This is a genomic window from Peijinzhouia sedimentorum (assembly GCF_049340005.1).
Taxonomy (GTDB): domain Bacteria; phylum Bacteroidota; class Bacteroidia; order Cytophagales; family Cyclobacteriaceae; genus CAXBDP01.
In genome coordinates, this window is record NZ_JBMPIY010000003.1 from 160,088 (window position 1) to 172,898 (window position 12,811).

Genomic DNA, 12,811 nt, shown 5'->3' on the forward strand with positions numbered 1-12,811 from the left:
AAATTACTTTTGGTAAATAAACAGTTTAAAAATATCGCTACAATAACTCAAATACTATCCCATATTTAAGGTAATTCACTAGGTGTCAGTGGGTATTTATGCAGCGATTACTGACTCAGCTTTTGGCGATAATGGAACATTTATTATGTAAGTACTCCCTCCAACTCCAGGTGAAGAATCTATTTCAATTTCTCCTTTGATAAGGTTCAACCTAGATCGGATGTTCTTCCATCCATTACCTTCACTTTGTTCAAGTTTGCTCACATCGAAACCTTGTCCATTATCCTCTATGGTGACAACAAGCTCATCGTCGTGTCTTACAAACTGTACATCCACTTGGCTCGCCATTGCATATTTCACGATATTGTTCATTATCTCTTGCACAATTCTGTAAAGAGAAATTTCCTTCAAATCGCTCAACTTCTCATCTAGCTCATAGGCATGCACTTGAAAGAAAACTTTCCCGCTATTATTGAATCGATCTGCTAATTGTTCCACAGCAGATACAAGTCCTTTTTTCACTAACACAGTTGGCATTAGGTTAAAGGCGATATTGCGAACCTCGCCATACATTTCGTTGATGATATTGACGGAGCTATCGAACATTGCTTGGCGATCTTCGATAGTTATCGGCTTTGGGTTATTAGCATCCAATCGGTTTATGTTCAATTTGAGTGCGGAAATCAATTGACCAAATCCATCATGCAAATCTTCTGCAAAACGCTTTCTCTCTGTTTCTTGTGATGAAATTACAGCTAATAATTGCTCTTCTTTCAGACGTACTTTCACCTTTTCCAATTCCTCCCGCTGCTTCGCATGACGACGACTTTGCCAAAGCATTCCAAATATTATAAGCAGCACCAAACTTACACCAAGCCCTGCTTGTACTACTCTATTTCGTTGAATAGTAAGTTCTTTTAATTCGCGATCCGCTTCTAGTGCAAGAATTTGATTCTCCTTTTTTTCATTCTCATATAGCGCCTCCAATTCAGCAATTTTTTGAAGATTTTCTTCGCTTATAATTTCTTGATTTAAAATATCTGATTCTTCTTTCAAGTCATAGGCTAATTGATAATTACCTAAGTTATAATTGGCCTTCGCTTGGTTAGTTAAAGCTCGTACTTCAAAATATTTATCTGATACTTCCCTACTGAGATCGAGTGCTTTTTGCGAATATGGAAAAGTCTGAAGATTTTGATCAGAGTTAAGATATGAAACAGCCAAATTGAAATTAACTTCCATTGCAAGTCTGGGATTATCCAAACTCTCGCTGATAGCTAAGGCTTTCAAATAATAGATTCTAGCCTGCTCATTGTCTCCCTGATCTGAATAGATGGTGCCCACATTTATGGCATTGTTCGCCATGCCTAGGAGGTTTCCTCGTTGCTCGAATATTTCGAATGCAAGGTTCAAATTCTCAGTTGCCTGCTCATATTTTCCTGCTGCAGACAGAATAGATCCAAAATTTTGATAGGCACTGGCTAGCTCCATAGTATCCCCAGATAATTTGCTGTATTCCACATATTTCTCCATAGCAGGAATAGCCTCCTCAATTCTGTCCTGATAATAATAAACCGAGCCAATCATATTTTGCACAATTGCCATCCCTTTGTAGTCTTTGGTTTGGTCAAAAACTCGAGCTGCCTCCAGTGAAAATTCTATGGTCTTGTCATAATTGCCAAGGTTCCGATGTGCCATTCCAATGTTCACCAAATTTTTGGCCAATGCATTTTCATTATTCAATCCTCTATTAATTTCTGCTGCCTTTTGGTAATAAAAAATGGCACTATCAATTGCTGATTTCCTAAAATGTAAGCTTCCCAAAAAATTATACGCATCCGCTTTGTGTTGCTCACTGCCATCTTTTTCGGCCATATCTCGAAGCTGGTACATCTCCGGCTCTAACTCTTGCCATTTAGCAGTTAAGTTTTCGCGCAAATAGATTACGAGCTCATCCATTGATTTCTCTTGGGAATGAGACACTAATGGTGATACCAAAAGTATGGTAATCATAAATATTATAGGCTTTGGCAGAATAAAGAATTTCATCTCAGTTTGATTTTCAATATTTGGTGTGTAGAGAACTATGGACTAGTAAGTTAGAAAATTCTTTGCATCCAAGGCAGATTCCGTTGGGATTTCTTCCATTGGTACGTGACCGGCATTTTCATAAATAATGAGCTGAGAGTTTTGAATTAGCTTTTTGAATTCGAAAGCATCAGTGTATGGAATCCATTGGTCGTGTCTGCCCCACATTATCAGGGTAGGAATGCCCAACTCGGCTAGCTTTTGGGCGGGAGGTAGGGGGTAATTCCTCCCGCTTTTCACAATAAATGCTTCTCGATTGCCTTTCCTTCTTAAGAGATAATAATACCTATCGATAAGTTCATTGGTCATTTTGCTTTTATCGAAATATACCTGCTCCATATTCATTTTGAATAGTGGGCGCGGAGTAAATTTTGACAATGCTTTTCCAAAGGTTTTATTAGATGCCAAATCAAATATCCAAGGTCTATCTCTGCTCTGTTTTGGGATGCCGGATGCATTTAATAAAATCATTTTATCAACTCTATCAGGATAATTTACTGCTGTACTCCAAGTAATAAGTCCTCCAAGAGAATTGCCTGCCATGTAGCATGAGGAAATTTGGAGATGATCTAATAAGGCAATCACCAAGCGAGAATAGGCTTCAGGTGAATAATCGTGATTGGGATGTGGCCCAGATAATCCAAAGCCTAGTAAATCCATGCGGATAATTGTGAAATCGTTTTGCAGTTTCGCAGCCCATTCATCCCAAGTATGCAATGATGAAAATGTACCATGAATGAGGACAAGTGGAGGCCCATTGCCTTCTACGCTATAGTGAACTTTCATTCCTTCCCAATCAAGCCAAGCGGAACTGGGCAAAAAGTAGCTTTCTTGAAGTTTTTCAACTTCAATATTAGGCCTATAAAGCAGTATTGCCGCCAATCCTAAAATTGACAGCAATACAATACTTAAAATCTTGAGTACTTTCATCGAAGGCTATTTGGCTCCAAAACTACTGAAATCAACAGGTGCAAAATCAGTATAAACTGAGGCGGGCAATTCATCAAAAATCATGATGTCCGTAATTTGTCTTTCACCTCGATTGCCTGAAAGCATAATATCTCCATGCTTGGTCCAATCTGCCCAAGGCATTACAAATCGAGGAATGCTATCCGTTGCATTTGGGAAATATGCCCATTGATTTACTAAATTAGTTTCATCGCTTACCCAAACCTGATACTTGTTTTGAGGGGTAACGCCCACTCCATCAAATGTGAGTGTTAGTAACTCAGAGTCTTCACCTAATTGAGTCGTGTCTTCGCCAACATATTTAAGCGTAACGCCAGAATCTTTTAATTTGAAAGGCATTAGCAGCCAATAGGAGTCATTGACCCAGGCGCTGTATGCACTATTCATCATCTGCTGCAAGGTGTCTGCATCTGTAATTTCTCTACCAGCCTTCATCACTCTTCCCGTTCTGTCGTTAATGTTGAAAAGCATTATTAATTCTTGGGAAGGCGTTTCTATACGAACATCACCTGTATACTTGTTCCAAGTATGTTGCCTAGATCCAAAGAAATTCCAGTGAATATGTTGGGTTAAATCCCAATTTTTTCTGCCTCCAAGAGCCCTCATTACTTCGTCGGCCATTTCTATAGCTTTTTCATCTGAAGCAGCTAAATTAAAACCTTCGGCAGGAGGATTGCCATAATCCTCTTCAACAATTGTAGTTTCATTATTTGGTGTATTACAGCCAAATACGATTAAAAGACCAATAAATACTGGCAAAATCTTTTTAATTATCATAATTTTAGTTGGTTGAGGGAATCCATAGACTTACTGATGTTCCATTAATTTCGTCACTTTCGATATTGAATTTTCCGCCATGCATATTCAATATTTTATTCACCAAGAACAAACCCAATCCTCTGCCTTGTTGCTCATTGGTAGTTCTATCGAATTGCATAAAAGGCCCGATACTATCCAAAAACTCCTTTTTTATTCCAAAACCCTTATCTAAAAAAGTGACTCTGTAAAAGTTCTCCTCTGTCTCGCTAATAATAGATATAGGAGAGCCTTCTCTTGAAAATTTTATTGCATTGTTAAGTATTTCTGTACAGATATACTCGAAATTTTCATGCGACATCTGCAAATTACCTTCAGTGAGATTAAGACTGATGTCTTTGCTTCTAGACAAGTCGCTACCCAAATCTTGAGCAACTTCTTTGATTATTAATTCAGCATTTTTTATCCTCCCGCCTATAAAAGTTTTTATGGATTCAGGATCTTTCTCTATCTGAGTCAATTTACTATAAAGCAAGTCTTGCTCAAGTGTATGTTGTAATCTAATGGCCGACTGGTAAATTGCTTTTACCAAATCCTTGTGTTCATATCGAGTAAGTTCGTCGTAATAGTCTAGCAGCATTTTGCTACTCCCAACTATGCCATATAATGGCGTATTAAATTCGTGATTAGCAGTCCGATTGATTAAATCTCGGGTTTCGTTGGCTTTTAGAGAAATCATCTCTCGTATGGCTGTTTGCTTTTTCAGTCTAATCTTCACTGCATCTAATAATTCCTTAAGGTCGAAGGGCTTAGTAAGATAGTCGTCTGCACCTATGGACATTGCATCGCGAAAATTCTTCTTTTCCACTTTGGCTGTAAGAAAAATAAATGGAGTGTTTGAAATTGAGTCATGCTCACGTACATTGTTTAGGACTTCAATGCCATCCATTTCGGGCATCATAATATCACAAACTATCAAATCTGGTTTAGTTTGAATGGCTTGCATAAGACCTTCTAGTCCGTTGTTGGCCGTGTTTGTGGAATACCCGTTTATTTCTAAAAACTCAGAGATATTTTCTCTTACGGTATTATCGTCTTCAATTATGAGGATTTTGGACATTGAATTATTTGCGATTTGGTATTTCTATTGTAAATATAGTGCCTTCTCCCAACACGCTATCAACGAAGATTTTTCCTTTGTGAAGATCCACTAATTGCTTGACTATCACAAGACCTAGACCTGTGCCTTGAATATTCGTAACGTTTCGAGCTCTAAAAAATGACTTGTACAATTGACTTAATTCATCAGAAGGAATCCCTATCCCAAAGTCCTGTACTTTAATTATCAAATTGTCCTCATCTACATGAACTTCCAATCTTGGAGCTGGTTTGTTCTTTGAATATTTAAGTGCATTTGAAACTAGATTTGAAATTACTGGATTCATCAACTCTGGATCTATCCAGAATGATTTGCATGCCCCCCCAATGCTAAATTCTACCTTTCTGTCTGCTTCTTGATTCTCATACAATTCCAAAACCTGATAACAAAGCTCTTCAATATTTACATCTTCCGGCTCGAACGGAGTTTTACCAGCTTCAGCTTTGCCTAAGATCAAAATATCGTTCATCAAAGAAGTAAGCCGTTTCGTTTCTTTGATAATTTTTTCATAGTGCCTCATCAGTTTTTCTCGAACTGCTAACTCCGTATTTTCAGAGTATATGCTCAACAATTCTATACTAGATCTAATGGCAGTAAGTGGCGTTCTAAACTCATGGGATGCCATTGTTACAAATCTAGACTTAAGTTCATTAAGCTCCTTTTCTTTGTCCAAAGCCTTTTTCATTTCCCTTTCGGCTTCTACAAAATTCATCACATTTCTACTCACAGTTTGTATGCCTACTAATTCCATTTCCAAATTAAATACAGGCTTTGATACGGTTTCAAACCATAAGGATTGACCAGTTTTAGTTTTGAATTTGAGCCTTTGGGAAATCATCTCCTTTTGAAGTAAGAAAGCAGGATCAATAGCATCTAAATATTTCTTTTCATCCTTCCCAACTAATAAGCCATATGGCATTTTTCCTTCCCATTCTTCAGGATCATAACCTAGCAATTCTACCATTGATGGTGAAATGTATGTAAACTCTCCTTCTGGATTGTGAATACAAACCATATCAGAGATATTCTCAGATATCATTCTATATTTTTCTTCACTTTCTCTTAGTAGCGATTCGGCTTTTTTGCGATCAGAAATATCGTAGAAAACCATAATATGACATGGTTTGCCTTCATATTGGATAGGGCGTACGAATACGCTAACCCAACGGACATTGCCAAGCTTGTCTACTGTTTGGTATTCTGCCCCGTTAAGTGACCCTCCATTGGCAATAAGTGCCTTATGCTCTCGCAATTCCTTTTTGTATTTAAAGAACTTTAGAAGAGGCTTACCATAAAGTTCTTTTTGGCTTTTGTACTGGTAATGCCCAATTAATGCCTGGTTCACATAAACGATTTGGTTATCGCCGCTTTCAGTAATCATTACAGGAATGGGCAATGTTTCTGCTATTGTTCGGAATCTATTTTCACTTTCCTCTAAGTCTTGCCTTATTTTGATCCGATCGGTAATATCTCTTGCCGAAACCTGAATCTGAATTACTTCTCCTAATTTGTTGGTAACTGGGTGCAGAAGGGTTTCGTACCAGCGTGTATCCTTGCCCTTTTTAAGAAACTTTACTTCGGCGAGCGATTTGATATTGGCCTTAATTGCATTTTCAAATTTCAGTTTAAAGGATTCGACGGAATCCTTTTGAACCAAGTCAAAAATAGTTTTCTCCTTTAGCTCAATAGACGAAAAGCCTAGATTTTTGATAGAGGGAGATACATACAGGAACTTTCCATCTGTATCAAGTAATAGTAAGATATCATTCAAATTTTCGGATAGAAACCTAAATTTTTTCTCGCTTTCAATAAGCTTTTGATTAGCCTGAAGTTTATCATGAATATCTACTATCGAACCAAAATAGCTATGTTCACCATCCTCATTTGATTGCTGTAGAAATAGCTCTACCCACCTGAAATTATTGGTTTTATGTTTTAATCTGAGTTCACCGTTAATAGTTTCTCCTTCTTTCTTTTGTGTATTATTCCAAAGCTCCAAGGCAATATCAAGATCTTCCTCATATACAAAATCGAAGAAGTTTTTACCTCCCGCTGTTTCACTTTTGTAGCCAGTAAGCTTCTTCCAAGCAGGATTTGTAAAGATGATTTTTCCTTTATCATCAAATTTTATAATTGCTTCAGATAGGGAAGTAACTACCTTTCTATATTCCTTCTCTTGCTCAATTAATGCAAGTTCCGCACGCTTCATTGCCGTAATGTCAGCCACAGTACCATCAATCCTATGCACTTCTTTGGAGCTTAGATGTGATATTCGGCTTCGAACGCGAATCCATCGAACATCTCCATTTTTCTTCACGATTCTGTAAACAACTTCGCTAGCAGGTGTGCCTTTGATTGTATTTTCTGCTGTGGCCTTAGCTATTTTTCTATCATCGGGATGCGCAATTTGATACCATAAGTTTGGTGCCTCAATGAATTCCTTCTCCTTGTAACCAAATATCCTTTCGAGTGAATTTCCAAAAAAGGTGCTTTCCTTTGTGATCACATTATAGGACCAAACAACATCATCAATTGAGCTTAGAACCTCATCTCGTTTCTTTTCGCTTTCTTGTAATGCCAGTTGTGCATAGCGCTGTTCTGAAATATTCTTAATACTTCCATAAGTCCCTTTCGGAGCTCTACTTTCTTCATCTATTTCGGGTCGGATAAATAACTCTACCCAAATTACTTTACCCTCCCTAGTAACCATCCGTACTTGCTGAAACTCCATTTTTCGGACACCAGAAATGATCTCCTTCACAATTCCAGATTTGTTCTCAGCCTCTGTTGGGTGGAAATATCCCACCAAATCTTCCCCTAAAGAATTCTCCTCATTATATCCCATCAATTGTTTCCAAAATGGATTGAGTAGAGTAAATCTTCCGTAAATATCAGTCTTGAATATCACTTCTTGCAAGCTGTTAATCAGGTTACTATACTCTCTTTCTTTAGCGGCAACAATTTGTTCTGCGAGCTTTTTCTCTGTTATATCTCTATTGAAACCAATAAAGCGATATGGATTATTTTCCTTATTGAAAAGCACTTCACCTCTTCCGTGAATCCACTTATAGCTTCCATCTTTTTGTCTCAAGCGAAATTCAACATCATACTCGAGAGTTTCCCTTGTGATGTAGGAATTGATTGTGCGAATTACTCTAAAATAATCTTCGGGATGCAACTGGTCATAAAAACTTTGCAATGTGGCAGGAAGATCGTTTGGACTATATCCAAGCATTTCGAACCACTGGGATGAATAAAAAGCTTCATTAGTTTCGAGATTCCAATCCCACAATCCGTTTCGAGTACCTTTAATAGCCAATTCATATTGGCGGTTTTTCCGCTCCAAACTTTCCATTAATTCCTTCTCAATTTCATTTGGTTGAGCAAACAAAATCAAAGAAAGCGGGAGGGTAATGGCTTCAGCCTGAAAAGCAGGAATGAGTGTAATCTTGCAAGTAATATTGCGGCCTTCGGCATTTTTAATTTCAACCAACATTTCGAAGCTACTTCGTGATTGCAACTTCTCCATAATTTGATTGCTACTTATGGAATCAAACAATTCAGCTAGAAAATCATCTTCGCATATTTCACTGTTGTGAAGTCCAGTTAGTTCTCGAAAAGCTGCATTGGCAAATTTGACTTTGCCATTTTCTGCAACTATCAATGCTCCTTGCTGTAGTTTATCCAAACTATTTATGGAAGATTGCTCCAATCCATTTTCGGATTTTTGACTTATTTCACTTTTCGGATTGTCCATTTCCTATAATTCAGATTGAAAAGATAAGAAATATTCGGAATATACTAGCTTACTCGACTCCAATTCACTTCTGAATTTTTTTGTCTTTCTATTTGATCAAATATTCCTCTGTGTTGGGGCAATTCTAGTTGCGGGTCATTTTGAAGCACTTCTATTGCAGTGGCTCTAGCTTCTTGCAGTATTTTACCATCCTTAGACAAATCGGCAACGAGAAGGTCAAGTATTCCACTCTGCTGTGTTCCTTGTATATCGCCAGGGCCACGAAGCTCCAAATCCTTCTCAGCAATCTCAAATCCATTATTAGTTCTTACCATTGTTTCGAGCCTTACTTTTGCCTCCTTGCTCAACTTTACACTTGACATCAATATGCAGTAAGATTGTGAAGCTCCTCTACCAACTCTACCTCTAAGCTGATGCAACTGAGCCAAGCCAAATCGCTCTGCATTTTCTATTACCATCACCGAGGCATTGGGCACATTTACACCTACTTCAATCACGGTTGTCGCCACCATAATTTTGGTTTCTCCACGAACAAATCTATCCATCTCAAAATCCTTATCCTCTGGTCGCATTCGACCATGCAAAATGCCCACAGGCACTCCTGGAAATGCTCTCTCTACTGACTCAAATCCATCCATTAGATCTTTCAAATCCAATTTCTCTGATTCCTCGATAAGAGGATATACAATGTAAATCTGTCTACCTTCATTTATTTGCTGGCGAATAAATCCAAAGACATTAAGTCGATGACTGTCGAATCTATGGCTAGTAATAATGGGCTTACGGCCTTTGGGCAATTCGTCAATAACAGAAACTTCCAAATCTCCATAAAGCGTCATTGCTAAAGTGCGTGGAATAGGTGTGGCGGTCATTACCAGAATGTGAGGTGGAGTGCTTTTGTTTTTCTCCCAAAGTCGAGCCCTTTGTGCCACGCCAAATCTATGCTGCTCGTCAATTACGGCAATTCCCATTTTATTGAAGACAACTTTCTCTTCAATTATAGCGTGTGTACCAACCAAAATTTGTAGCTCACCACTTTGGAGTTCATCAAATATTTTCCTTCTGTTTTTGCCTTTCACTGAGCCTGTAAGCAAAGCGATTTTTACACCAATCAAATCTGCAAATTCACTTAAACCAATATAATGTTGATTGGCCAATATTTCTGTTGGCGCCATCAGACAGGCTTGGGTCCCATTGCTTATTGCAATAAGCATAGACAGAAATGCTACAATCGTTTTTCCGCTACCAACATCTCCTTGCAAGAGCCTATTCATTTGCTCACCACTTTTCATATCGGAGTGGATTTCCCTCACCACCCGCTTTTGAGCTTCTGTAAGCTCAAAAGGAAGATGATCTTGATAAAAATTTTTGAGCAAGCTTACATCCAAAAATACTTGTCCTTTCAATTTCTCCAGCCTACCCAACTTCATTTTCAATATTCTTAGCTGTATGTAAAACAGCTCTTCGAATACCAGTCTAGCCTTGGCCTTTTGCAGCATTTCGGCTGAAGATGGAAAATGATAATGACGGATTGCCCTTGCTTTTTCGATAAGCCTATATTTCTCTGTGATATACTCAGGCAGCGTTTCTCTAATTTGTGGGAGGGCGACTCGCAGCAAGTCCTTAATGATTTTAGAAAGTGCTCGGCTATCTAGAAACCTGCTTTTTAGCTTTTCGGTGGTTGAGTATACTGGTTGCAAATAGGCTTGTTTTTGATTGTTTTCTGTAAGCAATTCCATTTCAGGATGCGCAATACTATAGTTCGATCCATATTTTGCAGGCTTGCCAAAAACAATGTAAGCAGCACCGGGTTTTACCACCCGCAATATAGCTTGCTGCCCTTTGAACCAGACCAATTCAAGACTACCTGTTCCATCTTGAAAAATAGCTGTCAACCGCTTTTTCTTTCCTTCTCCTTGCCAGCCAATCGCAAATATTTTTCCTTTAATTTGCACAAAAGGCATGTGCTCATTTATTTCAGAAATTGTATAAAATTTGGTGCGATCCTCATGTCTAAATGGGTAATGTTGTATAAGGTCACCGCAAGTAAAAATGGAAAGTTCCTTATTAATTAAGGCTGCTTTTTGAGGCCCAACTCCCTTCAGATATTCAATTTTGGTATCGAAAAACCCAGCCATTACTCATTTTTCCACTCAAGGGTATTAAGCATATGAATCATATCTTGCTTCAGATAATCGATAACAGGTGCAAGTGAATCGTTTTTGGTAGCAGTGTTGAAATACAAAGCTGCTCGCAAAAAATGACTGCTCGAATCTGTAGAAAAAAACTGAAAGGGTGTTGGTACTTCTCCACTAAGTTCAGCTATTACTCCAGTCTTATTATTAGGTGTTAGCACAATCGATTCCTCAATTGCATAGGCTCTTACTTGATGTTTGGAGGTCAAATTAAATGCATCAGTCAGATATTCCTCCAGCTCTTTCTGTCTGTTGAATAAAGGCTTATAAGTGACTTGGATACTTGCATCAAAATCAGGATAATCGATATCGAGCCAATATTTTTCTGATAAATAACCCGTATCAGGTTTTACAATTGCCAGGGTATTTACTTCGAATCGATATGGCAGACTATCGCCTATACTTTGATAAGTAAAATGCGGGAGGATTATTTTATTGTAGCCATAAGGCTTTGGCAAATAGGGAGTATCACACGCTGAGATTAGACAAATAAAAATTATTCCAAGTGGCAGTATTTGCTTTGGGATTACTTTAATCTGTGAAATCAGAACTTGACTTGGTACTTTCTGCATTGATAAAAACTCTAACCCTTTTTATTCTCTTATTATCAACTGCAATAACGGTAAAAATAAACTTGCCGTATTGAATTTTCTCACCTGCTCGTGGAATTTTGGCCAATAGTTCAAGTAATAAGCCACCAAGCGATTCGCTATCACCCTTCACTTCTTCGAATATTTCTGGGTCTTCATCTATGACTTTACAGAAGTCGTTGAGCGAAACTTTTCCTTCAAAAATAAACGTATTTACATCAAGCTTTTGATGGACAATCTGCTCATCATCAAACTCATCGTTGATTTCACCAACAATTTCTTCAATAATATCCTCAAGTGTGATAAGGCCTTGGATTCCTCCGTATTCATCTACCACTAGCGCCATATGTACGCGCTTTTGCTGAAAATCGCCTAAGAGGGTTTCTACTCTTTTATTTTCGGGTACAAAGAATGAAGGTCTGAGCATTTCTTGCCATTGAAAGTGTTCATCCTTATCGATATGTGGCAAAAAATCTTTGATGTATAAAATGCCTTCGATTTTATCAATGGTCTCCTTGTAAACGGGTACCCGACTAAATCCAGTCTTATTGATCTTGTCCATCAACTCATGGAAATCCAGTTCATAATCGAAAGCAGTAATATCCATCCGAGATGTCATTATTTGCTTTACTGTGAGGGATCCAAAATTTACAATTCCTTTGAGAATTTCCTTTTCTTCTTTGGTGGAGCTACCAGAGTCGGTGAGCTCCAAGGCATGAGTTAGTTCATCTACCGAAATATCATAACCCTTTGTTTCCACCCGCTTTTCTATCATGTCTCCCATGGAAATAAGGAACCATGATAATGGCCTAAAAATGAAATTTGCAACATTTAAAAAAGGAGCAGTAAAAACTGCAAACTGCATTTTATTTTGATTTGCATATATTTTTGGTGTTACCTCGCCGAAAAAAACGATAGCAAAAGTGATAACTGCTGTAAGAATGGCTACCACAGTACCCTCTGCAGTTTCTAGTCCATAAAGCTTCCAAGTGAAAAAAGTGGAAATGGTGACAATAGCAACATTTACCAGATTATTAAGAATAAGTATTGTTGCCAATAGCAATTTGGGTCTGCTTAGTAGACGTGGAATTCTTCCTTTTCCATTTGATGGATTGGCTTGGCAATATTTGATTTCTTCTTGGCTAAGTGCGAAGAAGGCAACTTCAGAGCCTGAAATCAATGCGGATAGTGCTAGCAAAAACACTAACACTATCACATTGAATAGTATGAATGTTGTTGTAGGCTCTTGTATAACCTGTAATAATAGAAAACTCGAATCGGGGTCTTCCAAAGTATT

8 protein-coding genes are annotated in these 12,811 nt (G+C 38.0%); all 8 read right to left on the reverse strand.

The window, feature by feature from the left end:
* Window positions 1–96 precede the first annotated feature (96 nt).
* Entirely contained in the window at window positions 97–2,013 is a 1,917-nt protein-coding gene (locus tag ACOXY8_RS06280) for a tetratricopeptide repeat-containing sensor histidine kinase (protein ID WP_458330704.1), read from the reverse strand.
* Window positions 2,014–2,091: 78 nt separating this feature from the next.
* Window positions 2,092–3,018: an alpha/beta fold hydrolase gene (locus tag ACOXY8_RS06285; protein WP_458330705.1), complete on the reverse strand. Its 927-nt coding sequence runs from the start codon at window positions 3,016–3,018 to the stop codon at window positions 2,092–2,094.
* Window positions 3,019–3,024: 6 nt separating this feature from the next.
* Window positions 3,025–3,834, reverse strand: coding sequence for a hypothetical protein (locus ACOXY8_RS06290; RefSeq protein WP_458330706.1), 810 nt, complete (start codon window positions 3,832–3,834; stop codon window positions 3,025–3,027).
* A gap of 4 nt (window positions 3,835–3,838) precedes the next feature.
* On the reverse strand, window positions 3,839–4,933 hold the full coding sequence (locus ACOXY8_RS06295; protein WP_458330707.1) for a hybrid sensor histidine kinase/response regulator: 1,095 nt from the start codon (window positions 4,931–4,933) through the stop codon (window positions 3,839–3,841).
* A gap of 4 nt (window positions 4,934–4,937) precedes the next feature.
* The gene (locus ACOXY8_RS06300; protein ID WP_458330708.1) at window positions 4,938–8,729 is read right to left on the reverse strand and encodes a PAS domain S-box protein; all 3,792 of its coding nucleotides are present in this window, start codon (window positions 8,727–8,729) and stop codon (window positions 4,938–4,940) included.
* A gap of 44 nt (window positions 8,730–8,773) precedes the next feature.
* Entirely contained in the window at window positions 8,774–10,867 is a 2,094-nt protein-coding gene (gene recG / locus ACOXY8_RS06305) for an ATP-dependent DNA helicase RecG (protein ID WP_458330709.1), read from the reverse strand.
* Window positions 10,867–11,496, reverse strand: a complete 630-nt coding sequence (gene gldD, locus ACOXY8_RS06310; protein ID WP_458330710.1) for a gliding motility lipoprotein GldD — start codon at window positions 11,494–11,496, stop codon at window positions 10,867–10,869. Before gldD ends, recG begins: the two co-directional genes overlap by 1 nt.
* Window positions 11,456–12,805: a gliding motility-associated protein GldE gene (gene gldE / locus ACOXY8_RS06315; protein ID WP_458330711.1), complete on the reverse strand. Its 1,350-nt coding sequence runs from the start codon at window positions 12,803–12,805 to the stop codon at window positions 11,456–11,458. Before gldE ends, gldD begins: the two co-directional genes overlap by 41 nt.
* Window positions 12,806–12,811 lie beyond the last annotated feature (6 nt).